27 protein-coding genes are annotated in these 24,089 nt (G+C 43.3%); 7 read left to right on the top strand and 20 right to left on the bottom strand.

All coding sequences use genetic code 11. The annotated features are described in order from the left end of the window. Nucleotide 1: 1 nt before the first annotated feature. From C0J08_RS05960 to C0J08_RS05885, 16 genes are all read right to left on the bottom strand, one after another. The gene (locus C0J08_RS05960) at nt 2-631 is read right to left on the bottom strand and encodes a TetR/AcrR family transcriptional regulator (protein WP_212655189.1); all 630 of its coding nucleotides are present in this window, start codon (nt 629-631) and stop codon (nt 2-4) included. Nucleotides 632-829: 198 nt separating this feature from the next. Further along, complete coding sequence (locus C0J08_RS05955; RefSeq protein ID WP_212655188.1) at nt 830-1,198, bottom strand: DUF2750 domain-containing protein; 369 nt, start codon at nt 1,196-1,198, stop codon at nt 830-832. A gap of 13 nt (nt 1,199-1,211) precedes the next feature. Further along, nucleotides 1,212-1,901 carry a pseudouridine synthase gene (locus tag C0J08_RS05950; RefSeq protein WP_212655187.1) on the bottom strand — a complete coding sequence of 230 codons (690 nt, stop codon included), beginning with the start codon at nt 1,899-1,901 and terminating at the stop codon, nt 1,212-1,214. Between the two features lie 30 nt (nt 1,902-1,931). Next, nucleotides 1,932-2,462 carry a GNAT family N-acetyltransferase gene (locus C0J08_RS05945; RefSeq protein ID WP_212655186.1) on the bottom strand — a complete coding sequence of 177 codons (531 nt, stop codon included), beginning with the start codon at nt 2,460-2,462 and terminating at the stop codon, nt 1,932-1,934. 137 nt (nt 2,463-2,599) lie between these two features. Next, complete coding sequence (locus C0J08_RS05940; RefSeq protein WP_212655185.1) at nt 2,600-3,220, bottom strand: YitT family protein; 621 nt, start codon at nt 3,218-3,220, stop codon at nt 2,600-2,602. A gap of 107 nt (nt 3,221-3,327) precedes the next feature. Beyond that, complete coding sequence (locus C0J08_RS05935; RefSeq protein WP_212655184.1) at nt 3,328-3,642, bottom strand: S24/S26 family peptidase; 315 nt, start codon at nt 3,640-3,642, stop codon at nt 3,328-3,330. Nucleotides 3,643-3,759: 117 nt separating this feature from the next. Then, entirely contained in the window at nt 3,760-3,990 is a 231-nt protein-coding gene (locus C0J08_RS05930) for a hypothetical protein (RefSeq protein ID WP_212655183.1), read from the bottom strand. 28 nt (nt 3,991-4,018) lie between these two features. Further along, the gene (locus tag C0J08_RS05925) at nt 4,019-4,462 is read right to left on the bottom strand and encodes a DUF2753 family protein (RefSeq protein ID WP_212655182.1); all 444 of its coding nucleotides are present in this window, start codon (nt 4,460-4,462) and stop codon (nt 4,019-4,021) included. A gap of 212 nt (nt 4,463-4,674) precedes the next feature. Continuing rightward, entirely contained in the window at nt 4,675-5,313 is a 639-nt protein-coding gene (gene cobO / locus C0J08_RS05920; RefSeq protein ID WP_212655181.1) for a cob(I)yrinic acid a,c-diamide adenosyltransferase, read from the bottom strand. Between the two features lie 3 nt (nt 5,314-5,316). Then, nucleotides 5,317-5,931 carry a trimeric intracellular cation channel family protein gene (locus C0J08_RS05915; RefSeq protein WP_212655180.1) on the bottom strand — a complete coding sequence of 205 codons (615 nt, stop codon included), beginning with the start codon at nt 5,929-5,931 and terminating at the stop codon, nt 5,317-5,319. Between the two features lie 68 nt (nt 5,932-5,999). Continuing rightward, complete coding sequence (locus C0J08_RS05910) at nt 6,000-6,593, bottom strand: histidine phosphatase family protein (RefSeq protein ID WP_212655179.1); 594 nt, start codon at nt 6,591-6,593, stop codon at nt 6,000-6,002. After that, nucleotides 6,590-7,366: an adenosylcobinamide-GDP ribazoletransferase gene (locus tag C0J08_RS05905; protein WP_249344528.1), complete on the bottom strand. Its 777-nt coding sequence runs from the start codon at nt 7,364-7,366 to the stop codon at nt 6,590-6,592. The genes C0J08_RS05910 and C0J08_RS05905 overlap by 4 nt, the downstream gene beginning before the upstream one ends. Before the next feature lie 26 nt (nt 7,367-7,392). After that, nucleotides 7,393-8,454 (bottom strand): nicotinate-nucleotide--dimethylbenzimidazole phosphoribosyltransferase, encoded by a 1,062-nt coding sequence (gene cobT, locus C0J08_RS05900; RefSeq protein WP_212655177.1) that lies wholly within the window; start codon nt 8,452-8,454, stop codon nt 7,393-7,395. Between the two features lie 14 nt (nt 8,455-8,468). Continuing rightward, entirely contained in the window at nt 8,469-9,236 is a 768-nt protein-coding gene (gene rlmB, locus C0J08_RS05895; RefSeq protein WP_212655176.1) for a 23S rRNA (guanosine(2251)-2'-O)-methyltransferase RlmB, read from the bottom strand. An 87-nt stretch (nt 9,237-9,323) separates the two neighbouring features. Then, nucleotides 9,324-11,903 carry a ribonuclease R gene (gene rnr, locus C0J08_RS05890; RefSeq protein ID WP_249344526.1) on the bottom strand — a complete coding sequence of 860 codons (2,580 nt, stop codon included), beginning with the start codon at nt 11,901-11,903 and terminating at the stop codon, nt 9,324-9,326. Between the two features lie 404 nt (nt 11,904-12,307). Next, nucleotides 12,308-13,111: a pyruvate, water dikinase regulatory protein gene (locus C0J08_RS05885; protein ID WP_212655175.1), complete on the bottom strand. Its 804-nt coding sequence runs from the start codon at nt 13,109-13,111 to the stop codon at nt 12,308-12,310. Nucleotides 13,112-13,330: 219 nt separating this feature from the next. On the opposite strand from C0J08_RS05885, the gene ppsA reads away from it, so the two are divergent. The 7 genes from ppsA to C0J08_RS05850 all read left to right on the top strand — a co-directional run bounded on the left by ppsA (nt 13,331) and on the right by C0J08_RS05850 (nt 20,037). Then, complete coding sequence (ppsA, locus tag C0J08_RS05880; protein ID WP_212655174.1) at nt 13,331-15,730, top strand: phosphoenolpyruvate synthase; 2,400 nt, start codon at nt 13,331-13,333, stop codon at nt 15,728-15,730. An 816-nt stretch (nt 15,731-16,546) separates the two neighbouring features. After that, entirely contained in the window at nt 16,547-17,245 is a 699-nt protein-coding gene (locus tag C0J08_RS05875) for a hypothetical protein (RefSeq protein WP_212655173.1), read from the top strand. A 147-nt stretch (nt 17,246-17,392) separates the two neighbouring features. Beyond that, the gene (locus C0J08_RS05870; RefSeq protein WP_212655172.1) at nt 17,393-18,373 is read left to right on the top strand and encodes a hypothetical protein; all 981 of its coding nucleotides are present in this window, start codon (nt 17,393-17,395) and stop codon (nt 18,371-18,373) included. A 427-nt stretch (nt 18,374-18,800) separates the two neighbouring features. Further along, nucleotides 18,801-19,055 carry a type II toxin-antitoxin system Phd/YefM family antitoxin gene (locus C0J08_RS05865; protein WP_012069116.1) on the top strand — a complete coding sequence of 85 codons (255 nt, stop codon included), beginning with the start codon at nt 18,801-18,803 and terminating at the stop codon, nt 19,053-19,055. Continuing rightward, on the top strand, nt 19,048-19,311 hold the full coding sequence (locus tag C0J08_RS05860; protein WP_212655171.1) for a Txe/YoeB family addiction module toxin: 264 nt from the start codon (nt 19,048-19,050) through the stop codon (nt 19,309-19,311). Before C0J08_RS05865 ends, C0J08_RS05860 begins: the two co-directional genes overlap by 8 nt. A gap of 124 nt (nt 19,312-19,435) precedes the next feature. Next, the gene (locus tag C0J08_RS05855; protein ID WP_212655170.1) at nt 19,436-19,711 is read left to right on the top strand and encodes a type II toxin-antitoxin system Phd/YefM family antitoxin; all 276 of its coding nucleotides are present in this window, start codon (nt 19,436-19,438) and stop codon (nt 19,709-19,711) included. Continuing rightward, the gene (locus tag C0J08_RS05850) at nt 19,711-20,037 is read left to right on the top strand and encodes a type II toxin-antitoxin system RelE/ParE family toxin (RefSeq protein WP_212655169.1); all 327 of its coding nucleotides are present in this window, start codon (nt 19,711-19,713) and stop codon (nt 20,035-20,037) included. Before C0J08_RS05855 ends, C0J08_RS05850 begins: the two co-directional genes overlap by 1 nt. 46 nt (nt 20,038-20,083) lie before the next feature. On the opposite strand, the gene C0J08_RS05845 is transcribed toward C0J08_RS05850, so the two are convergent. The 4 genes from C0J08_RS05845 to C0J08_RS05830 form a co-directional block, all read right to left on the bottom strand. Further along, nucleotides 20,084-20,668 (bottom strand): 3'-5' exonuclease, encoded by a 585-nt coding sequence (locus C0J08_RS05845; protein WP_212655168.1) that lies wholly within the window; start codon nt 20,666-20,668, stop codon nt 20,084-20,086. Between the two features lie 18 nt (nt 20,669-20,686). Beyond that, complete coding sequence (locus C0J08_RS05840; RefSeq protein ID WP_212655167.1) at nt 20,687-21,106, bottom strand: tetratricopeptide repeat protein; 420 nt, start codon at nt 21,104-21,106, stop codon at nt 20,687-20,689. A 77-nt stretch (nt 21,107-21,183) separates the two neighbouring features. Continuing rightward, entirely contained in the window at nt 21,184-21,912 is a 729-nt protein-coding gene (locus C0J08_RS05835) for a DUF1266 domain-containing protein (protein ID WP_212655166.1), read from the bottom strand. After that, nucleotides 21,905-24,052, bottom strand: a complete 2,148-nt coding sequence (locus C0J08_RS05830) for a tetratricopeptide repeat protein (RefSeq protein WP_212655165.1) — start codon at nt 24,050-24,052, stop codon at nt 21,905-21,907. The genes C0J08_RS05835 and C0J08_RS05830 overlap by 8 nt, the downstream gene beginning before the upstream one ends. Nucleotides 24,053-24,089: the final 37 nt, after the last annotated feature.

Here is a 24,089-nt window from a genome sequence, read left to right as displayed (position 1 = left end):
TCTAAACCGACGATGGCAAGCTCAAACCACATCCAGCTAAAATGATGCCACTAACAGTATCACCGACGCGCTTTAAGTCATTATCATCTAAAGCATCAATACCACTTAAAGCCAATATTTGGGCTTCAAAGTCGGCGTAGTGCTGAGTCGTCGCCCAAATCATGTAGATAACACTTGATGGGTCACATTGACGCATTTTCCCTGCGTCCATCCATGATTGAAGCACTTCAACACGAGATTGAAACCAAGGCCTTAACTCTTCTTTTAAAAAATCACCGATGTGCAAAGCACCGCCAATGACTTCCATCGCAAAAAGACGTGACGCCACCCCTTTCTCAAAACTTTGTTTTAATTTAACACGGATAAAACTGTCTAACACAACCGCGGGGTCATCATCGGCCGTCGCTTTATCAAACAGGTCGTTCCACCCCATTAATGTTTGATCCAGTACTTGTTTGTACAAGTTCGCTTTCGATTGAAAATAATAAATAATATTAGGCTTAGGCAAACCTGCACGCTCTGCAATATGCTGCAAACTGGCGCCATTATAGCCTTTCAAACCGAATTCAATTTCAGCAGCTTCTAGAATTTTTACAAAGACTTCTTCACGGTGGTTTTGGCGTTTACTCATGGGGGAGTTTAGTCCTTAATTGAAAAGTTACTCTGGTAACAAGATATAACTCCCCTCTCGGCCTCGTCCTTTGATCGGCAAGAAGAACAAAGCACTCTTTAAAGTTTTATCCTTTATCTTCAAAGGGGCTTGCGATTAACTTCCTTCCATTAATGAGCAAAGAAGGACTAAGAGGGGTTTTCTTAAATTTATTGTGTATTAAGCAAACAGTGCCGTTAGTTCTTCGGCGGTCGATAGCTTACCTTCATCTTCTATGTTTGGAAAAACCGCCACAGAAATGTTATCGACAGCAAGACTCGGTAGCCATTCGCTCTTAAAAGTATCAAGGGACACAGAAACAGGCTCGCAATCGTCCCAATCTTCAATCGCCCATTGGCTCGCAAACTCGGCATCAGGCCAAACCATGACGCAATCGCCATCATCCGTTTCAACCATCACAAAGCCCTCTTCGTTGCTCAAACTCCACACCAACTCTGTAGCCTTAGCTTGCTCAACAAAATACGCTAAACGTTCGCTATCAGGCGCAACTAATAGTTGAACGCGTTCATCCATCGATAATTCTTTCATTCTTCAATCTCTCTTAAAAATACGCCACTTCATCTTCAGTTAAAGCACGGAACTCACCCACTTCTAAGTCAGCATCAAGTGACAATGGACCAATTTGGTCACGATGCAGCTCTTCTACTTTATTGCCTACTGCTGCCAACATACGTTTCACTTGGTGATATTTACCTTCTTGAATCGTAAGATAAATATCACAGTCCGTAATGCGTTCTGCGATAGCGGGTAATGTCGGTTGTGATTCACCATTTAGCATCACACCTTCTTCCAGCTGCTTCATATCTTCGTCGCTGATCGGATCGGCTAACATCATACGGTAACGTTTGTTACAAGCGTTGCGTGGCGAGGTAATTCGGTGCAACCATTGCCCATCAGTAGTGAGCAATAATAAACCGGTTGTGTCTTTATCTAGACGGCCAACAATTTTCAACTCTTGCCCTTGGTGAGAAGGCAAAAGATCCAGTACCGTTGGGTGATCTGAATCTTCGTTAGCGCAGACATAGCCTGCGGGTTTATGTAGTAGATAGTATCCCTCAGATGGCCACTCAAGCAGAGTATCATCTAGACAAATCTGATCCCCTTCTTGTACAGTAAAATTGGCTTTATTTACCACTTCACCATTCACAGTTACACGGCCTTTGGATGCCGCAATTTTTGCCGCTTTACGTGCCAAATCAGTCACGTGGGATATATAAAAATCAAGTCTCAAGGGAATCGCCTATGGCTTTGTTAATTAAATTTAGGAAAATACTTCGTGGGTGGTTTCAATTTCTTTGTAGAAAAACGTCGCGTTATGCAGCATACCGTTTGCGCTTCGGGTGTAACCTGGTACTTCACCAAACGGAATATAGCCCATATTCACATACATGTCGTGAGCAATGTCATCGCTTCTCACTTCCAAAATAAGCAGCTGTCTTTGCATAGAGGCCGCTACTCGCTCAACGCCTTGCATTAACTTACTACCCAAACCGTGCTCTCTAGCTTGAGTGTGCACCATCAGTTTTTCGACATCACAGCGATGTAAGGCGTTCGCTTTTGGAGACATCGCAATTTGCACACTACCAACCACCTTGTCGTCTTCACGTACCAATAGAACCTGGCGGGCATTTACTTGTAAATCATCATTAATAGCTAACCAATAAGCTTTTGCTTCGGACTCGCTCATAGGTGGCAAAAAACCAATGGGCGCACCGGAATCAACAGCATCACATAATAACTCGACTAAATCGTCTAAATAGGGATTAAGGTTGTCTACTTTGAGTAATTCCAAACTCTTTTCCTCAGTCTTTTGGATTGCAGTAATAATACCTGAGCTACGCTCGGTTAGGAAACGCCAGCAGGGTTTAAGCAAGTGACAGACACAAAAAAGGCGACCTAAGTCGCCCTTCTACATAATGATTATGCTGATTAAACATTACCCATGTAACGCCCAGGTTTATGATTCACCGCAATAATCATATTTAGCGCAATGGCACCAGCAAACGAGATCAGTATCAACCAATAATCCACAATGAAAACAGACAGCATAACAATCATGCAGTCTACTACCATTTGGAATTTACCCATTGAGATTCCATATTTTTCAGCCAAAAAACGCGCTAGGATATTCAACCCACCCAAGCTGGCATTATGTCGAAATAGCATTAAAAACCCAACTCCCATCAAGAAGCCACCTGCCACACTGGCATAAACGGGATTAACGTCATTAAAAGAAACCAACATAGGCGTAATATCGGCAAATACCGACAAGCAAAACACGGCAAGGAAAGTTTTCAACGTGAACTCCCAACCAATGTGCCTAATCGCCAATAAATAAAACGGCAAGTTAATCAAAAAGAATGCCTGACCAAACGTCAAAGGCGTGGCGTATTTGAGAAGAAAAGCCAATCCAGCCGAGCCGCCGGTTAACAAGCCAGTATGTGTGTAAAGGTTCACGCCCATTGCAATGATCATAGTGCCAAGAATGATAGCTTGAACATCTTCAAGGCGAGTGTGTTTTTTCACTTTTGGTAGTTCTACAGTCGACATTAAATTCTCTTAGGATAGATCAATGATATGTATTTTCTGGAGGGTGAATTTTAGAGAAAAGTCCTCGTAATACCAACACCAGAGCGAAAGCAATTTTTGGGACTTTTTCATAAAGTGTCTTTTTTTCTGTACACTCTATAATGCTGACCAATTTTATAAATAACCTTACCAATCACACGTCTTGGTGACACCCAGCCAATCCTTTCTGACTGCAAACTTTGATTACTTTCTCCACCCAACCACAGTTGTCCATCTGGCGCGATATGCACTATTTTTTTGATAATCATCCCATACAACGCATGATCAACCACAACCAGATGGCCTATTTTGAGTTTTTTATGCCAACGGCTGGTTAAAACAAAATCACCATCAAATAAGATCGGGACCAAGCTATCTCCCTGCACCTTCATTAAACGAAGCATGACCACTCCTATAAATAGTATCCAAGTTAGTCTTAGATTGATGTTTTCTTCGCTTTATTAGACCTTACAGCACATAAAGCCTGCGCTGTTTTAAAGCCGATCACTTTATCTAAAATTTTAATGACACTGTACATCATGATTCTCCACCTCTCTCTGCAAATACTTAACACGACGTAATAACTGCTTATAAACAAAACTGCCGACAATAATCCCACCTACCGACAATATTGTTAGTAAATGGATCAAATCACTCGACCAATGAGAATGGTCATGACCGGGATGCGCCTGTAAGACTTGGCTTATCAGAAGCAAAACGCCAGACAACATAGCAACAACCACCCGTTTCATATCATGCTCCTTTCGTTAATAAAGAATATTAATGACGCACCATAGAACTCGGTATAGACACCGCATTAGACAAAGTTTGAATCAGCGCCCGACTTTGCGCTGATAACGCTCGACTATAGCTCTGAGTAAACAGCTCCCATTCAAAACGAATGTGTGTGGCCGTTCTCATTACGAGGGATCGTTGTTCATCATCCATATCCGGGCGTGCAATAATCGCCTGAAGGAAGTTCACTGCCTTTTCAAATTGCGTATTTGCCGAAACAAAATCCCCCAAAGCCGTGTAGGATTCTGCAATATTTAGGAAACTAACCGCTGCGGCGGCAACGGCCGATTCAGCGTCTAGATAGAAGTCTTCATCAAATGAGCGTTCAGCCTCTAGCAAAGCTTTTTGATTTAAGTCTACGGCATCTGAATATGCGTGATTTGAAAAAGCTCGATTGGCTTGTCTTGTTAAACGTTCCCAGTCCTGCATTATTTTTCCACCTATGAATGATACAATAAAATATTAATGAGAATCATTATCATGAAAGAAAAATTAAAAAGCCAGCCTTTTTGAGAATAAATCTCACTTTTATAGATGCTTTACATTGCGTGATTAAACATTGTCGATAGGAAGAGAAAAAAATGAATAGATAAAAAGTCAAATCTACGATGCCACAATGAAAAAGTAGCTCGTAAGACGAACTACCATTCAATACCAGCTTGCGCTTTTACACCATTTGCAAAGGCATGACGCTCATTGCCAATTTTACTGTGTGTATCCACGCTATCTAACAAGACTCGCGGAGCCGTACGGCCTGTCATCATGACATTTTGATGAGGAGGACGCGCTGCCAAGGCGGCAATCAAATCGTCTTCATTTAGATAGCCGTATTTATACATATAAGTGATTTCATCTAATAAAACAAAATGCACACTTGGATCTGCCAGCATTTGCTTAGCCAAGGCCCAAGCTTGTTCTGCGGCTTCTTTTTCCAATTCAGGATCGCGTGTTTCCCATGTAAAACCATGCCCCATCACATGGAAGTCCACCATAGGATGCGAACCAAAAAACAATTGCTCCCCTGTCGCCTTACGGCCTTTTATAAACTGAATCACTGCACATTTTTGCCCATGACCAAGTGCACGAGCCATAGTGCCAAACGCACTGGAGCTTTTTCCTTTGCCGTTACCCGTTAGCAAGATGGTCACACCACGCTCTTCTGTTGCGGCGGCAATGCGTTGGTCCACCACCGCTTTCTTCTTCAACAAACGCGCTTCGTTTTTTACAGCTTGATCATCTTTTTGTTCTTTACTTTCTTGTTCTGATGAAAGGTCTTTCATAATTTATCTCTTTTTATAAAGTAACCAACTCGGATAATACAAATCTTTATGTATCGCAAACACTCTTAGTATAAAGACTAAAGCCACAGCGTAAATCGAGTTAAACTCATGTGTTGGTATGTTTTTTTCAAGTAACACGAATAACAAAGCCCCTAAAAAAGCGGGCGTAGCATAGAATTCTCGCCCTAACACCAAAGGTGGGCGATGACTCAAAACATCACGAATAATGCCACCAGCCACTCCAGTAACAATTCCCATGGTGATGGCAATCGTTGGTGGGAAGCCGAGACTCAATACCTTTTCTGTCGCCACCACAGTAAAAAGCGCCAAACCAAAGGAATCCGCATAATGAAAAACCGTCTGTCTATCTTCAATAAATCGTACGGTAAAAAAGGCCAGAGCCGAAAACAAAAACGCCACCCACAAATAGGAGGTATCTTTCACCCAGTAAACCGTTTCAACAGATAAAATCGTATCTCGAATCGTCCCACCACCTAATGACGTAACCATACCAAGGAATACGACACTAAAAAGGTCCATGTCTTTTTTACCGGACGAAATAACCCCTGTGATTGCAAAAGCCGCAATCCCAAACATACTCAAAAAATATAGCAACATTTTTTATTGATTCTCAATCGAACTTAGGAGGGTCTGGCGAACACCAAACCCAATATAAAAAGCACTGGTTAAGGGTTAGAAACCCAGTCCCCTGCACCCAAACGCTTTAACATGACAAAATCGCCCTGTATGGAAAATTCAGACAAACTACTAAAACCCACATCTATTCGATGGCATTGATCCAACGGCCATTGGCAAAGCATACTAACAAAGACTTTAATAACCCCAGAATGCGCCACGACAACACAGTTATCCATTGATGAATCTTTTACCGACAACCACCACTGCCAAACGCGCTCAGCAACAACATGAAGAGATTCACCTTGATAAGGGGCAGAATGCACAATATCGCTGGCCCAAAGATCTATCTCATCTTGTGGAATATCTGGCCAGCACAAGCCTTCCCAAGCACCAAAATCCAGTTCTTTTAATGCGTCAGAAACCTGAGACTTTCCATCACTAATACGCTCAGCCAACTTCGCAGCACGACTCAATGGACTGTGAAAACACACATTCGACTCACCATCGAAGTCAATCGATAAAGCGCGTTTTAACGCATCCGCGCCTTCTTCCCAACCATCGGCAAGGGGAACATCCATATCACCGTAACAAAGGCCTTTTTTCACATCAGGCCGCGGGTGACGAACCAAATACAGTTTCATGAATATGACACCAACAAACACAAAATGATGAAGATCTCGCCGACTTGTTCACTTGCTCCTAACGTATCGCCATTAAAGCCAGATATCTTTCTTCGTAGATAAAGTCGCATCAACAAAAGCAACACAGCCAAAAACACAAAAGTAATAATCAAATCAAAAACGCTAAACGCCAATACACCTATCAGCAAACAGGGCAACAAGGCTAACAACCACTGACTGGGTTGTAATTTAGCAATCATGCTAGAGGCCTTACTGTGTCCAAGAGAAACATAATCAAGCGTATTCATCAGTACGATTGGAATAAATCGAGCGATCACATGCACGAGACACCAACCACTTAACGTATAAATAAACCCCAAAAACGAATCAGGAATGATCTGCAACCATTCACTTAGCAGCAACCATTTCAGCGTTAAGGAAAACCAAATAGACAAGGCCGCGTAACTGCCAATTCGGGAATCTTTCATAATCGACAGACGTTGCTCTTTATCCCATCCGCCAACCAAACCGTCACAGCTGTCCATCAAACCATCTTCATGGAATCCGCCAGTTAATAAAACGGCTGTCAGTAACATTAATAGCGCTTGCAAAGAGGTCGACCAATCAAACCACAGCGGCCAAGCGCTCACTAATCCTACGATCAAACCAACCCATGGCAAAAAGCACACCGCTGGGGTGTGCTCTATCTCATCACTCCAATCCACTTTCAGGGGAATACGAGTGTAGGTAACAAGGCTGCGTTTAAAACCTTGCCAATACGGACCTAGGATCATGCCTTTCACTTTTTCCAGCCACCTAATTATTTAGAGTCGGTCACACCAGCACTTTCAAAGCTCGCCATCTTATTCAAGAAGATGCACGCGCTATTAATCAATGGGTACGCCAAAATCGCCCCAGAACCTTCACCTAATCGTAAATCCAAGGACAAAATAGGCTCTGCATTCAAATGGTCCAATAACATCTTATGGGCTTTTTCATTCGATTGATGAGCAAACACCGCATACTCACGCACATTCTCAGCCACTTTTTGAGCAAACAACAACGCCACCGAACAGATAAAACCATCCACCACAAAGGCCGTTTGGCGCTGTGCAGACTGCAACATGGCCCCTGCCATCGCCAAAATCTCAAAACCACCAACTTGCTCAGCCAAAGTTTGAGCGCTCCACTCAGACATCACTTGCCCAGTTTCTTGCTCGGCACGTTTTAATGACTGTTCAATCACCTGGGCTTTATGAGAAACCCCCGCCTGATCCAAGCCGGTTCCGCGTCCAGCACTGTCTGTCGCATTGACACCAATCAAAGCGGTCATCATGCAAGACGACACACAGGTATTACCAATGCCCATTTCGCCAAACATCAGCAAATTAACGCCATCATCAATCGCCAAATTCACTTCATCGATACCGGCTTGAATGGCCTGTTCCAGCTGCCGTGTTGTCATGGCGGCTTCTTGGCTAAAATCCTTAGATGAAAAAGCCACTTTGCGTGCAGCTAATAAAGGATGAGCAGCTAACTCTGCATTCACCCCCACATCCACAATGCGTAATGGCACATTATGTTGATCACAGAAAACACTCACTGCCGCCCCCCCCATCAGAAAGTTCATCACCATCTGTGGCGTTACTTCTTGTGGAAACAGGCTAATGCCCTGCGCGACAACACCATGATCCGCCGCAAAAATAATCATCTTCGGCTTAGAGACAGTAGGAGTAAGTGTTTGCTGAATTTTACCGAGCTGAAAGGCGATGTGTTCAAGCTCGCCGAGTGCACCTAAAGGCTTGGTTTTGTTATCAATTTTCTCTTGTAACTCTGCCGTAATATCCGCCGCAGGCGCTTGAATGTTAAATTGCTTAAACAAGGCTTAGTTGCCCCTTACCCTTTGGCCTTAACAGCACGTTGACGCACTGCTTCGTAGAGACACACCCCTGTCGCTACAGACACATTCAAACTCGAAACCACACCAGCCATAGGCAGTTTCACTAAGTAATCGCATTGTTCACGAGTCAATCGGCGCATACCATCACCTTCTGCTCCCATCACAATGGCCGTTGGGATGGTCAAATCTTGCTCGTAGATCGTTTGCGTTGCTTCTCCCGCCGTACCAAAAATCCAAATACCTTGGTCCTGTAGCTTCTTCATAGTACGAGCAAGGTTCGTTACCGCGTAAACAGGAATACTTTCAGCCGCACCACACGCTACCTTGCTCACCGTCGCATTCAAAGGCGCAGAGTTGTCTTTTGGCATCACCACGGCATGCGCACCAGACGCATCCGCACTACGCAAACAAGCCCCTAGGTTATGAGGATCGGTCACACCATCCAAAATAATAATCAGCGGTGTTTCATCTAAACCGTCCACTAGGGTATGCAGATCCGCTTCTGTTCCGGCTTTATTCATCGCCGTATAAGCCACCACACCTTGGTGAACCACACGATCTTTATTTGCCGTAAATAACTGGTCTAAATCACGACGAGCGACAACGCTATAGCGTACTTTTTTGGCCTTACAAAGCTGCATTAAACGCTGGGTTTTCTTATCGTCACGGCCTTCTTGGAAACGTACTTCTTTAATACGCTCAGGCTGCTGGTTTAAGGCATTTTCCACGGCGTGTATGCCGTATATCCATTCTAAATCTGACATTATCTACTCTATTAATTGGGGGGCGTACGCCCCCCTTTACTCATCTAAAAAGTTATTCATCTAGCAAGCTTGCTTCAAGACCTCAGATCAGTCTTTTGCTTTTGGCTTCGCATTGCTCTTTTTCGCTTTCTTAGGCTTCTTGGCTTTTTTGGCCGATGGCGCCGCAGACTTGCCATTAGCGGCAACGGTACCTGATTTTTTCTGTCTAATGCGTTTGCCTTTAGACACAGGCGGACGACGCTTTTTCTTCGCCTTGCCCTTGGATTCTTTATCTTCTTTCGTTGGTTTAGCGTCTTTAGACTGATCGCCTTCTACTTTATTAGTAGACTTTGACTTAGCGCGACCGCCCAATTCAATCGGTGGTAGCTGAGCCAATTGCATTTCAAGCTCAGTCATTTCATTACGTTCCACCTTTTTACGTTGTGGACGCGCACTGCTTTCATCTAAGCTCAAATCAATTTTACGTTGTTCCAAGTTGACGTTAGACACTCGAACTTTCAGCATATCGCCAAGACGGAAAACACGACCTGTGCGTTCACCTACAATGGCTTGATGCTCCATATCGTGAACAAAATAATCTTGTCCAAGACCAGAAATATGCACTAAACCATCAACAAACAAACCTTGCAGTTCAACAAACAAACCAAAGGACGTCACCGCGGTAACAACACCGTCGAAAGGTTCGCCGAGATGTTGCTCAACATATTGGCATTTCAACCAAGCTTCAACATCACGAGTGGCTTCGTCAGCACGACGCTCCGTCAAGGAACAGGAATCCCCTAACTCATCCATATCGGCATGATCGTAACCATAGATTTTACGCTCTTTCAGCTCTGGGCTACCGGCCACACGATGCGCTTGACGCACAGCAGGACGATTTTCCCCGCGAATCAAATAACGAATCGCACGGTGAACCAACAAATCTGGATAACGACGGATTGGCGACGTAAAGTGGGTGTAGGCTTCGTAATTCAAACCAAAGTGACCCATGTTGTCAGCTTGATACACAGCTTGGGACATAGAGCGCAGCATCATGGTTTGAATACTACGCGCATCAGCTCGATCTTTTATCGCTTCAGACAACGCCGCGTAATCGGCTGGGGTAGGTTTTGTGCCACCCGTCAATTCCAAACCAAGTAATCCTAGGTAAGTACGCAAGGTTAATAAACGATCGTCTTTTGGCCCTTCGTGGACACGGAACAACGCAGGCAAATCCGCTTTAATCAATAACTCAGCCGCCGCCACGTTGGCGCACAACATACATTCTTCAATGAGCTTATGAGCATCATTACGTTCAACAGGCACAATGTGCTCAATCTTAGAATTCTCATCAAACACCATACGTGTTTCTACGGTATCGAATTCCATGGCACCGCGCTGATCACGAGCACCTTTTAATACGTGGTACAAACCATTTAAATCATCAATGTGCGATACGATAGATGCGTACCGCTCACGCAACTCAATACCTTGTTCTTCTGGCTCGTCAGCAATCATCTTAGCGACTTTGCTGTACGTTAAACGAGCATGAGAGCGAATAACGCCTTCATAGAATTTGAAGCCACGCATCTTGCCTTTCGAAGTTAACGATATTTCGGCCACCATCGCCAAACGATCAACGTCTGGGTTTAATGAACAAAGACCATTCGACAGAACTTCGGGCAACATAGGAATAACGCGACCGGGGAAATACACCGAATTACCGCGAACAATCGCTTCTTCATCTAACGCTGTGTCTTTCTTCACATAATGAGAGACATCGGCAATGGCAACAAATAACTTCCAACCGCCCGGCGTTTTTTCACAATAGACCGCATCATCAAAATCACGCGCGTCTTCACCGTCAATGGTCACAAACGGCGTATCACGTAAATCAACACGATGTGCCTTGTCTTCTTCCGCTACTTCGGTACTGAAGTTTTTAATCTGCTTTTCTACGGCAGCTGGCCATTCATGGGGAATTTCGTAGCGATGCATTGCTACTTCGATTTCCACGCCCGGTGCCATAAAGTCACCGAGGATTTTTTTCACCAAACCTTGTGCAGGTTTGCCACGCTCGGCATAAGACACAATTTCCGCTAAGACATACTGACCATGCTTTGGTGTTAAACCAGAGTCTGTGGTAATCAGAATGTCTTGGGCGATACGTGGATTTTCTGGTGTGACAAAAGCCGTGCGGCTTTCTTCATAGTAGCGGCCAACCAATTGGCTGTGTTTGCGCTCTAACACTTCAACCACAACACCGTCTAAACGACCTTTAACACTGCGGCCCGATAAGCGAGCTTTCACTTTGTCGCCATCCATCACATTTTGCATTTGTCGAGCGGATAAGAAGATGTCGTCATCACTCTGACGCAACAAGAAACCATGACCTTCTTTATTGCCTTGAACGTAACCTTCAATTAGATCACTTTCTAAAATCGGCGCATATTCGTCATTTTGATTACTGGTCATTTGGTTGTCTCGGCACATAGCGATGAGACGACGACGAAGGGCTTCAATTTCGTCTTCACCGGTGAGCGAAAACGCGTCGCATAAATCTAAGTGACCCATGCTTTTATTTTGGCTGGCAAGAAACTCTAGAATGAATTCACGGCTGGGTACGGGGTTATCGTACTTAGACGCTTCACGCTGCTGATGTGGATCGTTAATTTTTTTATTACTCAATGTATTTTTATCCTTGGTTTTTTCAATAAGACGCCCTTTTATAAAATAGAAATATGAACATCTCACTATTCAGAGCATTTGCAGCACCCGCCATCACTTCTGACAAGTCATTTCTAAAAATCTCATCTGCGAGTCACTGTCGCGCTCAATTAATCGACATTATAGAGCAAATTAAGTAAATACTCTCGAAGTTAGCGCCGCTCTTAGCATTATCTGCACACTCTCTCCGAGGTTATTTGGTAATTACACAACAATTCCCTTTTATGGCTCGGTATTTGTGTACCATCTTGCGCTCTTTGTAATGCCATTTTGACCTAAGCGAAATGTTTTCATTACTTAATTTTCTAAATTTCAAGCAAAAACGATGAACCCATCGAATTTACTGATCAATTCGCCACGCTTTATTACTGTCTGTGACGCACCAAATTCATTTCTGCCATCACTTTGGTGGAAATTTCTTCCACAGAAAGTTTGGTCGAATTCAAATAAGGGATGCGTTCCTGACGATATAAAGATTCCACTTCGTCGACTTCATAGCGACACTGTCTCGACGAAGCGTACTTACTGGCGGCCATCCGCCCGGTGCGAATTTCATGTAAACGCTGAGCGTCTATGGTCAGCCCATAAAGTTTTTTCTTATGGTCTTTTAATACCTTAGGCAAACCAGGAGAAGAAAAGTCATCTTCTGTGATGGGGTAGTTTGCCGCCTTGATGCCATATTGCATAGCCAAATACAAACTGGTGGGGGTTTTACCTGAGCGAGACACCCCCAGCAGAATAATATCCGCCTCATCGAAATTCTTCACGGAAGCCCCGTCATCATTCGCCAAAGCGTAGTTAATCGCATCTATTCGACCATCATAAACACCCTCTTTCATACCATGGGCTTTTTGGGCTGTTGGCTGCGCTTTCACACCTAACGCCTGCTCAATAGGAGACAACAAATCACCAAACAAGTTATAACAATGACAGTCACAAGACTGAATAATGTCACGGATCGCCTCATCAGAAATCGTATAAAAAACCAGCAAAGCAATACCTTGCTCTACCTCCAAACTAATCTGTTTTTTTAACCCTTCTGCCTGATCTTTGGTACCTAAAAACGGCACACTTTTTGTCTCTACTGCCACATCAAAAAACGACAACATGGCCGAGCCAAATACTTCAGCGGTGATCGCTGTCCCGTCTGATACAAAATACACTTTCATGCGTTTTTCCTGCTTTTGTTGTTATCTAACGACATTCGTTTTTTCGATTGAAATAAAACTACATCGAATAATCGATTTTATTCAAAGTAACACCCCTACATACAATGAACTCAGACCGAGCGTTTTGACAAGTGCACACAGCAATTTGATAAGCACTGTAAGGTCTACTTGGCAAACCAGCCATATTCTTTGAATAAGAAAAAATAATCGGAGTCTCTTGTGAGCAAATTTATTAAGTGGTTTAAAGATCTTCATATGGAAGATGTCGGTGAAGTAGGCGGCAAAAACGCTTCTTTAGGTGAAATGATTTCCAACCTGACAGACCTTGGCATTCAAGTGCCAAACGGTTTCGCAACTACTTCCTATGCTTATCAAAGCTTCATTACCGAAAGTGGCCTAGATGAAAAAATCCATCAAACATTAGACGCTCTGGATGTGGACGACGTTCACGCCTTAGCTGAAACAGGTGTACAAATTCGCCAATGGATTGAAGACGCTTCTTTCTCTGCTGAGTTTGACCGTGAAATCGAAGCGGCTTTCGCCACTTTATGCGATGACAATACAGAAGAAACGTCATTCGCAGTTCGCTCTTCAGCCACAGCCGAAGATTTACCTGACGCGTCTTTCGCAGGCCAACAAGAAACTTTCCTAAACGTGAAAGGCTTGGCAGACATCAAAGCCTCTATCAAACGCGTTTTTGCTTCCCTATTTAATGACCGTGCCATCTCTTACCGTGTTCACCAAGGCTTCGAACACCAAGGCGTGTCTTTATCCGCTGGTATTCAAAAAATGGTGCGCAGTGATATCGGCGCTTCTGGTGTACTTTTCACCCTAGACACAGAGTCTGGCTTTGACGAAGTGGTCTTCATCACAGCGGCATACGGTCTTGGTGAAATGGTCGTACAAGGCACGGTTAACCCAGACGAATACTACGTACACAAACCCACTCTGGCTGCTAGCCGCCCAGCGGTGGTTCGCAAAAGCCTAGGCAGCAAAGCCCAAAAAATGGAATACGCCGAAGTCGGTAGTGATGACGAATTCGTTAAAATCGTACCAGTAGCCTTGGACGACCAAAACCGTTTCGCCCTAACCAACGACGAGATCCAAGATCTTGCTCGCCAAGCCTGCATCATCGAAAAACATTACCAACGTCCAATGGATATTGAGTGGGCAAAAGACGGCATCGACGGCAAACTTTACATAGTCCAAGCGCGTCCAGAAACCGTACGCAGCCAAGCTAACGCACAAAGCATGGAACGTTATAACCTGAAAAGCACCTCTCAGGTAATGATCACAGGCCGTGCCATTGGTCACAAAATTGGCACTGGCGCGGTGAAAGTATTGTCTTCTATTACCGAGATGGATCGCATTCAACCAGGTGACGTACTGGTTACCGACATTACCGACCCAGATTGGGAGCCAATCATGAAGCGTGCTTCAGCGATTGTTACCAACCGTGGTGGTCGTACTTGTCACGCGGCGATTATCGCTCGTGAACTGGGCATTCCAGCGGTTGTAGGTTGTGGTGACGCAACCGACGTATTAAAAGATGACCAAGTGGTCACCGTATCTTGTTCACAAGGCGACATGGGCTTTGTTTACCAAGGCGAATTGCCATTCGACATCATCACCTCTGAAGTCGGCAACATGCCAGAACTGCCAGTAAAAATCATGATGAACGTGGGCAACCCAAACCGCGCCTTCGACTTTGCCATGCTGCCAAACGCAGGTATTGGCTTAGCGCGCCTAGAGTTCATCATCAACCGCATGATCGGCATTCACCCGAAAGCCCTACTGAACTACGCAGACATGGCTCCGGCATTACAAGAAGAGATCAATCACCGCATCGCAGGTTACTCAAGCCCAGTAGAATTCTACGTCGACAAATTGGTAGAAGGCGTAGCAACATTGGCATGTTCTTTCTCTCAAAAACCAGTCATCGTGCGTTTATCTGACTTCAAATCGAACGAATACCACAACCTTGTGGGTGGTCCATTGTTTGAACCAGATGAAGAAAACCCAATGCTGGGTTTCCGTGGTGCGGCGCGCTACATCGACGACTCTTTCCGCGACTGCTTCGCCCTAGAATGTGAAGCTATTCGCCGAGTACGTAACGACATGGGCCTAACCAACGTACAAATCATGATTCCATTTGTGCGCACCTTGGAAGAAGCACAACAAGTCACCGAACTGCTTGCAGAACAAGGCTTGGCTCGTGGTGAAAATGGCCTGAAAGTCATCATGATGTGCGAACTACCATCTAACGCCCTACTGGCTGACGAGTTCCTAGAATACTTCGATGGCTTCTCCATCGGCTCGAACGACCTAACTCAGCTAACACTCGGACTTGACCGCGACTCTGGATTGATCGCAGACAAATTCGACGAACGTAACCCAGCCGTGAAAAAACTGCTGAAAATGGCTATTACCGCTTGTCGTGAACAAGGCAAATACGTCGGCATCTGTGGCCAAGGCCCATCCGACCACGCCGACTTCGCCGACTGGCTAGTCGCCCAAGGCATCGAAAGCATGTCTCTTAACCCAGACACAGTGATCGAAACTTGGCTACACCTTGATGAAGTATTGAAAAATACCGAACTGAACAACAAAGCCATTTAAAGAATCTTCCGCCGCGCGGCCATCCGCGTAGCGGGAAACCAGTCTGCGTCTGGTGGTGTTTTTTGCATTCACCACGAGATCAGAATGCTGTTTCATAGCAGCGTGTGACCTTATCGTAGTCACTCTCTAGTTTTATAGCCCCGCTCTGCGGGGCTTTTTTTATTTCTTTCTTCTTCAAGTATATTTGTTACTTCTCAACGCTTCCTAGTTTGCAAACTTGGTTCCGCTCTGCTGAGCGGGTAACTTTTGCCCAGATCCGCAAAAGTAACCAAAAAGTCTCTTTGTCGGGCTATCGCCCAAACGTCTCATTCACTTTGTTTATTATCGTTTTGGCAAGACGATTTTTATCGTAAGGCATAGATTGTTTTTGCAGACTTAAGGAAGAGTATTTTTAATGGACTCTGAAACTCCATAGAGTCGCGCAATCAGGATTGCGTCGAAGTGATTGTTTGGGCGAAGCAAAATACAATTCGTGGATGAATATACAGTCTATTTTTGGGGTGAACGCATTTTTGCTCGTTTCACCACTTTAAATAAACAGTTGTGCGCGTTTTGTACTGGAGGTAAATAAGAAAGTCCTCTAATATCAATGAATAAGGATTCATAGGGTAGAAATAACGCATTGTGGATAAAAGGAATAACACGCATGCTCGTTTTTCCAGTTTTCACTTTTGTGAATAGCTTTATAAAACTTTTATTATTCAATTATTTATAAGGTTTTTTTAGATAGTTTTGAAATTGTCTAAACGCGCATGCGCATTATTAAAATGTTATGTGCCTAAAACTTAGTTGGAAATCGCAAGATAAGGAAGTTAGATGGATATAGAGCAAACCAGCATAGTCTTCACACAGGTTCGGGATTGGGCTGAATTACTGTACTTTATCAGCGGGGTTATTTTAGTTTTCATTGCCGGCTTTGGCCTGCGGCAATTGAAACTCACTAAAGACCAGCTCGAATTAGCGAAAAAAGACATACACTCGAACGTAAAAATTTTTAAGACGCAAAGTCATAGAGCAGCTGTAGAGTCCGCAGTTGTTGAGTGCAGGAGGTACTCGGATGAAATAGTCCAAGTTTCCTTAGAGCTTGATTCTTTTTGTAAGGCACACGAACTAACCTATTTCAAGGACGTGATTTTCGAACGGACAAATGAGGGATTTAAGCTTCACACCAAAGATATTAAGAGTAGTGACGTGAAAAAGTTAGCTGAAGCGGAGCCTCTTATAAATAGGTATGTAAACGGCATGGAAGCTTTCGCTTTATTTTTTCTCAGCGGAGTCGCTGATGAAAAAATCGCGTTTCACACAAATGGAAAGACATTTGTGAATATGTCAGAGGAAATGTTTAAGCTTTTTCCCATCTGTAACGCGTCAGATGAAGATGCAAAACCAATTAAAGCACTTTACTTCATGTGGAGAAAAAAATTGGATAACCAGAAAATGTTAAAGGAAAAAGAAGAAATTGAACAAAAACTGAAAGAATACGACCAAAAAGAAATTAAGCCTATAGGCACATAACAAGTCAATTAACACGCTCACTTCGTTCGCTGGGACGCAGATACGCGCGCGGCTTCGCCATTATGCGCCACATGTCTGCGCCCGTTATTGAAAAGTTAGCTTAATCCTGCCTCTAGCCAACATAGTGCTTAAAAGAGAATACAAATTGTGAATGCATATCACTTTAAAACGAAAAATCATCGCCCGGAATTAGCAGAAAGAAACGGTAGGCCTCATGTATCGTACGAAAAGGATGGCAAATACTATATCTGGTATGTTGGTGAAGATGGGGAGTACCGTGGGCAAGTAAAGGACTTTGACAAAGAAAACCCAAGAAGCCCTACACTTGAACACCTACGTGGCTTGCCTTTGAAAGAGTTCTCAGAGCTTTTTGGCAGCTGGTTTGATCCTAAACTTGAGGTTTTTGATATAGAGCCATTAGATTGTGCCCCCGGAACTATTTCAAATAGAGTTTGGCGTCCATGCAAACTTTATTATGAAGGAGAGAATGAATTATCAGATATCTCTGAAATCTTAATTAACCAGAATCGTTCGGCATTTAATCAAGCTTTAGTCTCAGTAGATGGAATCGTTGGGAAATTGAAAGAGGTATTTTATACGATTGAGCCCTCAATCAATAACAACGATGTTTATGGGCACGAACTTAGAAATTTACTCTTGTTAGCTTGTATGGAAGCAGAAGCGGCATTTGTCGGGATATTAGCAGCAAATAATTACTCTGGACAGCGATGGAATACAACAGACTATGTAAAACTAAAAGAAATATTTGACCTTAATGACTGGAGCGCTTCTTTTACTTTTTATCCAGATTATGGCGAAGTTTGTCCGTTTTCTAATTGGGATAGTGTAAGGCCAACTGAGTCCATAGAATGGTATTCCGCATATAACAAGACAAAGCATGATAGAGAAGGAAATTTTGATAGCGCATCCTTTAGGAATGTGATTAATGCTGTTTGTTCAGCTGTTATCATGCAGTATGCCCAATACGGCCCAAGGCCGGAATTTAAGAACTCTAACTTAGCATCAATATGCGTTTTTCCACCAGAGGACTACTCATTTAGGAAATTCTACGTTCCATTGTTTCAGGGTGACCGTTCATCTTGGGTAATTGAAGATTTGCAGCTTTGAAATACTCAAGCTAAATTTTCAGTGAAAAAGTTAACAAGCGCAGGTTGTCGGAACGCCTTTCCGCCCCTTCGTCGCTACAAGTCGTCCGCAACTGCGGGCGTTATAAATCAAAAGTGAGTCTTGAAGTTTTTGGAGTAATACCCCCAGATAAAACAATTAAAACAATTAAAACAATTAGGGTCAGATAAAAATTAAACATGTTTAGGCGCATCACGCTCCGCTCATGGCGCCCTACGTTTTCACTCTCCATCCAATTAAAGTTAGTTTGGAGCGTTTTCTGTTAATGAGCCGATCAAGCAGTTAGGCTCAGTTAAAAATACCTCCCTCCCCGTGCATTGTTGCCATGGCATAGTTATGCACAACATTCTGTACATGTTTTCCTTTTCAGACTAGACTTGTCTTATATAATGTACATGTGAGGTGCAATATGAGAATTGTCTCTTTTACTGAAGCCCGAAATAACCTTAAGTCCGTTTTGGACGATGTGATTAACGATGCGGATACGACGGTTATCACTCGTCGTGACTCTGAGGATGCGGTGGTAATGTCACTGGATTACTACAACAGCCTTATGGAAACTGTGCACTTACTTCGTTCACCAGCGAACGCGGAACACTTGAATCGTTCAATTGCACAGTTTAAAGCGGGCAAAACATCTCAGCGAGAGCTTATTGATGAGTAGCAGACTTTTATCATGGACTGATGAAGCTTGGAACAGTTACGTTTATTGGCAGACACAAGACAAGAAAACCTTAAAACGCATCAATAAACTGATTACCGATGTTCAGCGTTCACCATTTGAAGGAATAGGAAAACCAGAAGCCTTAAAAGAAAATCTAACAGGCTTCCGGTCTCGCAGAATCGATGATACTAATCGTTTGGTCTACGCCGTAGACGATGCCGCTATTACGATTATCTCGTGTCGTTATCATTACTGAAAAGTAGCCGATAAAAACCAAGAGGCAGGTAACAATTAAACTTCTGAGTTTAGCTTGCATCAAGACCATTCATTGACCGACGACCTATTTAAAGACTATATTTGGTCGTAACGAAGAGGTATTTATGAAGTTATCAGATCAAGTCAAACCTATTAGCTATTTGAAAGCTCATGCCGCTGAAGTCGTACGTAACCTGTCGACTAACATGCAGCCGATGGTAATCACTCAAAATGGTGAAGCTAAGGCGGTTATACAAGACATCAAAAGCTATGAGCAAACCCAAGAAACGATGGCGTTACTTAAGATGTTAGCCCTAGGTCAGCGTCAAATAGAAGAAGGTAAAGTTCAGCCTGCTGGTGATCTTGTCGCCAAGCTTCGTAACCGGAGTAAAACTCGCTAATGAGTGATCAGGTATTTCTCACTGATGATGCTGCTTACGATCTTGAGACTCTATACAACTATATCGAATCTCATGATGCTCGAGAGAAAGCAGATTACGTTCTAGACAACATTGAAGAGGCATTTTTAAGCCTTGCCGATAATCCAGAACGTGGGACTTATCCAAATGAGTTGCTAGCTATCGGTCTACGAGAATATCGAGAAATCTATTTCAAACCCTACCGTATTATTTATCGAATCAGTTCGCAGTCGGTTTATGTCATGGTGATCGCCGATGGTCGTCGTGATATGCAATCGCTTCTAGAACGACGCTTATACCAAGCCTAAGAAACGTTCGAATAAGCTTAATTCCCCCTTGAAAAAGGGGAAGAAACTAAAGCTTGCAAGCTAGCCCCCTCTCCACGCAAATAGCAGAATGCGCATCATTGGCGGCATACAGTATTTGATGTTCTTTCAATGGATAAGCACCCCAGTTGGATCTTTGGGCGCCTTTGCCAAGACGTTTTCCTAGTACCATGGCGACAGCGGCGCGGGCGCCTATGGTGTTTTTCTCGCCGGCCAGTTGCTTTAAGGTGACGGACAAATCTTGTGTGTTGCAAATGTCTATATCGAGTTTGTTGCGCAGTTCTTTGTTGTCGTCTTTTATGCCAAAGCCAATTTTTTTGATTTTTGGGTTAGTCAGTATTTTCTTCGCCGCAGCGACAGCGGAAGGAAATCGCACTGGGAAGAGGAACGCTTGTGACTCGGTAGCGAGTTGAATAAGCGATGGGCCAGGGCTAACTTGGCCTTTGCGAAATATCGGCTTGCTCTCGGTGTCGAATCCTAGGCGTGTCTCATTTTCTAGTGCTTTTAGGGCCTGTTCCGCTTCAACTTCGTTTTCTATGATGTGGATGTCTGACAAACCAAGGCCAATATACAAAGGCAATTGGCTGATTTGTTCCTTGGTAGGACGTTCCATTCTGTTTCTCTTGTTTCTTTAGGCTTTTTTTAGGTCATAAAGCACGTCATGTATTTCGGCTTTTAGCTCTTTGTCAATAATTTTATTACTGTGGATCTTGGCTTGCTCTAGGTATTCAATGGCACCGGCGTTATCACCCAGTTCCAGTTTCAGTTGCGCGGCGGAAAAGCCAATGGAAGATAAATAATCTTTGGAATTAATAGCGGCGGCTTTTTGCAAGGCTGTGTCGTAGATTGCAATGGCCTGCTCAAGGTCGTCGGTAAAGTCACCAAGGGTTTCCCATTGTACTGGGTGATCTTTGTCTGTGCCGTCGTTGTCATCACAAATGGCTTTCAGTTCTTGGTAATACGCATCAAAGCCCGCTTGGTCTTTTTTGTTCGCGCAGGTCATCAGTTCTTTGGCTAGATACAATACTTCTTTATAAATTTTAGTGTTCATATTTTGCTCTTACTTAGCGTTCTATTTGAGTATTGCTTTCTATGGCACGTTCACTGGGATAAGCGTTTTGATCTTCCCTAGAACGAGATTTCCCAATCCAGTGTACTCCAAGGGTGCTCATCATCGGCCAAAATTGCCTCTAACTCCACAGATTCTGTTTGGATTTTTTGCAAAACATCAAAAGTGTTTTCCGTTGATTCTATGCCATCAATATTAATATCCAGCCAAATACAGCGACCTACGGTGTAGCTGGTGGCAAATTCGTACCAACTGGTGAAGCGTTCTTGGGTGATTTTCCCAATCCGCAGAAGAAAAGCCCACGCTTCCTCTTCGGTTATTAAGCTAACGGTGTAAGCACAGCGACACAGAAAGGCATATCGACCAATATCAAACGCTTGAATACCACAATGAGACAATGGCGTTCGGTACTTTTCAGCCCAGACTGACGCGATTTCCACCTCTGTACCTTTGTATTTATGACGATTTCCAAAAAGCCGTTTCGCATATAAATCAGGTTTGGCCCACTCTTTCATTAAATACATAAATTCTTGGCTGCGAGCGGTACCACAAAAAATATCTAAGGTGTCAATAAACTCATTTTTGTCATTAATTCCGTAGCTGTTTTTTAGCACTTTTGAGTTGCCAGCGATAATGGCTTCTGGGGTGTATTTTTCACTCTTATTTTCCAAGCTGTCTAAGGAATAGCTATTAGGCAGAGAAAGAAAAGAAGAAAGACTAATTAGCCATGATTTTTGCTCGGCGGTTAACGGCTCGCTAGGAAGCAATATTTCATTTTCACTACTCACCAACAACCTCCTTCATGGTTTTCAACTGCTGAGACAATTCTGTGTATTTGTTATGGAAAGGTTGACCGTTTTCTATCAGTTTCTCACAGCATTCAATGGCAAATTGAAGTGAGTAAACACCATACTCTTGGTTGCCAAATTTCTGAGCAGACAATTCCAATAAGGGCACGGCATGTTCGTATTTTTCTAAATCTGCAAACGAGCGCCCTTTGTAATAATAAGCCGCCGCTATATTTGGATAAGCGCTGATGCAGATATCACATAAGTTGAAGCATGTGTCGTAATCACTTTCGATATAGGCGATATTTAAAAATGGCAAAACCCATTTAGGGTTATGCTTCACTTTTGGCATTGCCTCATTGATTCCAGCAAGTGCCGCTTGTCTAAGCTCAGGTGCCACGCTAGGATCATCGTATTCCGCTAATGTGGCTCTAAGCACCATAATAACGGCCCACGCGTGTTCCTGACGGTAGATAAAATCCCAATATTCTTTGAAACAAGATGGCTTTTTGGTTTCAATGGAAAGTTCTAATACGGCGCTTTCCCGTTCTGAATAAGCCACTTCTTCTACAGACCCTGGTTGATATAACACTTCATGGGAGCGGTTGAAATCATCCGTTTCAAGCTCATCCATTAAATCCTCAAATAAGTATTCAAATGTGATGAACTCCGAACAGTATTCCACTAAATCCACAATTAATGGCCAAGTACAAAGCTGTCTTCTTTTGTATTGCTTAAAAAATGACTGGAATAATGAAAACGCATCTTCTAATTGGCCTAATTTAGCGAGACATAGGGCCTGTAGATAATTATTGTTACTGACAAAGGTACGATGATAGCTTTGTGTGCTTGTTAAAGCGTCTTGATAGCGTCCGTTTTGATATTGTAATTGCGCTATTTCAATTGCGTTTGCTTCCTCGTCTTTCTGCAACTCTTTTATATAAAGCCGTCGAGCTGTGGTTAAGGCCGCTCTTATGTCTATGTCAGAAAAAGCCATTCGAACAGAAGAAGCGAGATAAAAATACGCTTTTTCGTATTCTTTGAGGTGCAAATAACACAAACCAATGTCCTTAAACATGAGCTTGGTGTTTAAAAAATCTCGATCTAATTGGTCTATTTTCAAATACAGTGATAACGCGGAATGATAATCCTGTATTTTGAAAGCAGCGTGAGCTTGGTAATTCAATAGATCTTCGGCAGACTCAGAAATTTCTAAGGAATCAAGTAAGACATGTATTTCTTGATAAGCATCTAATGACCAAAGCCACTTAGTCATGTACTCATACAGAGCAAAGTCTTCTTTAAATTCAGGCAGAATTTTGGCTGCCAGCTGGAGAATGTCGCTTTTTTCTAAGTTGTCATAGAGGCACTTGTTCTCAATGTAATTACGCAGTTGCAAGTGGTACAGCAATTTATCAAAAGGCACATCTGCATTGACTTGCCCATGAGAACCAAAGCCAACTCTGAGTGGTAAACTTTTAATATAAATACTAAGAGCAAGCGCCATGTCTCGCTGGTGGCTATTTTTTGTCGAAGAGAGTTCGCTGGTAATTTTCAAGTTACCATCGATGAAGCTGAAAACGTCTTCCGGTAAAAAGAGGTGTGCTGAAAAGAACTCAAGCAAGCAAATTGACAAAGACTGGCTTTGATCAACCTGCCAAAAGATAGGAGAAGAAAACAGTCGTTTCCACTGCTCTACATCACTGCGTTTTTGAACATCGCTGTATAATTCTTGCAAAGCCATTTGCAATGATTCGATAGAATCAACAGAACCCAGTTCAATAGGCTCTGGAGCACGCTCTTCCGTATAGGCTTGCGCTTCTTCATCCCTCTGAAAAGCCTCTTCAAAAGAATCCGCCTCGTCAAAAGAAAAAGTGTCTTCCTCGGTGAAAGCTGGCTTTTCAGTGAAGCGGCTCTCTTCAGTTAAGCTTGTCTTTTCATGATGCGAATCACTTGACTGGCTTTCAGCTTTTTCTAGCTTTTTAGCTTCTTTAGTCGCTAGTTCAAACGCTTTACGTAGGTTCTTAAACTCTTCAGGAAATTCCGTCGGCGAGTTTTTTTTCAATAATTCGGTATAGGCTAGTTTGATGACACGCTTGTCTTTAGTGGGCTCTATGCCTAATACTTGCCAATGATTCATTACTTGTCCCTTGCTTGCCTCATGAAATAGCGCAACC

Origin of the sequence: Marinomonas sp. CT5, from assembly GCF_018336975.1 — a bacterium.
In the GTDB taxonomy this organism is placed as follows: domain Bacteria; phylum Pseudomonadota; class Gammaproteobacteria; order Pseudomonadales; family Marinomonadaceae; genus Marinomonas.
The sequence above is the reverse complement of the archived record's forward strand: the minus strand, read 5'-3'. Positions and strand labels throughout refer to the sequence as shown.

Excerpts from the sequence above, each read along its gene's own strand:
- C0J08_RS05940 (WP_212655185.1), bottom strand. The coding sequence starts at position 3,220 with ATGTCGACTGTAGAACTACCAAAAGTGAAAAAACACACTCGCCTTGAA.
- C0J08_RS05885 (WP_212655175.1), bottom strand. The coding sequence starts at position 13,111 with ATGAAAGTGTATTTTGTATCAGACGGGACAGCGATCACCGCTGAAGTA.
- C0J08_RS05875 (WP_212655173.1), top strand. The coding sequence starts at position 16,547 with ATGGATATAGAGCAAACCAGCATAGTCTTCACACAGGTTCGGGATTGG.
- C0J08_RS05960 (WP_212655189.1), bottom strand. The coding sequence starts at position 631 with ATGAGTAAACGCCAAAACCACCGTGAAGAAGTCTTTGTAAAAATTCTA.
- C0J08_RS05905 (WP_249344528.1), bottom strand. The coding sequence starts at position 7,366 with ATGATCCTAGGTCCGTATTGGCAAGGTTTTAAACGCAGCCTTGTTACC.
- C0J08_RS05955 (WP_212655188.1), bottom strand. The coding sequence starts at position 1,198 with ATGAAAGAATTATCGATGGATGAACGCGTTCAACTATTAGTTGCGCCT.
- rlmB (WP_212655176.1), bottom strand. The coding sequence starts at position 9,236 with ATGTCAGATTTAGAATGGATATACGGCATACACGCCGTGGAAAATGCC.
- cobO (WP_212655181.1), bottom strand. The coding sequence starts at position 5,313 with ATGAAAGACCTTTCATCAGAACAAGAAAGTAAAGAACAAAAAGATGAT.
- C0J08_RS05910 (WP_212655179.1), bottom strand. The coding sequence starts at position 6,593 with ATGAAACTGTATTTGGTTCGTCACCCGCGGCCTGATGTGAAAAAAGGC.
- C0J08_RS05860 (WP_212655171.1), top strand. The coding sequence starts at position 19,048 with ATGAGTAGCAGACTTTTATCATGGACTGATGAAGCTTGGAACAGTTAC.
- C0J08_RS05935 (WP_212655184.1), bottom strand. The coding sequence starts at position 3,642 with ATGCTTCGTTTAATGAAGGTGCAGGGAGATAGCTTGGTCCCGATCTTA.
- C0J08_RS05865 (WP_012069116.1), top strand. The coding sequence starts at position 18,801 with ATGAGAATTGTCTCTTTTACTGAAGCCCGAAATAACCTTAAGTCCGTT.
- C0J08_RS05855 (WP_212655170.1), top strand. The coding sequence starts at position 19,436 with ATGAAGTTATCAGATCAAGTCAAACCTATTAGCTATTTGAAAGCTCAT.
- C0J08_RS05850 (WP_212655169.1), top strand. The coding sequence starts at position 19,711 with ATGAGTGATCAGGTATTTCTCACTGATGATGCTGCTTACGATCTTGAG.
- C0J08_RS05930 (WP_212655183.1), bottom strand. The coding sequence starts at position 3,990 with ATGAAACGGGTGGTTGTTGCTATGTTGTCTGGCGTTTTGCTTCTGATA.
- C0J08_RS05840 (WP_212655167.1), bottom strand. The coding sequence starts at position 21,106 with ATGAACACTAAAATTTATAAAGAAGTATTGTATCTAGCCAAAGAACTG.
- C0J08_RS05845 (WP_212655168.1), bottom strand. The coding sequence starts at position 20,668 with ATGGAACGTCCTACCAAGGAACAAATCAGCCAATTGCCTTTGTATATT.
- C0J08_RS05925 (WP_212655182.1), bottom strand. The coding sequence starts at position 4,462 with ATGCAGGACTGGGAACGTTTAACAAGACAAGCCAATCGAGCTTTTTCA.
- C0J08_RS05830 (WP_212655165.1), bottom strand. The coding sequence starts at position 24,052 with ATGAATCATTGGCAAGTATTAGGCATAGAGCCCACTAAAGACAAGCGT.
- C0J08_RS05915 (WP_212655180.1), bottom strand. The coding sequence starts at position 5,931 with ATGTTGCTATATTTTTTGAGTATGTTTGGGATTGCGGCTTTTGCAATC.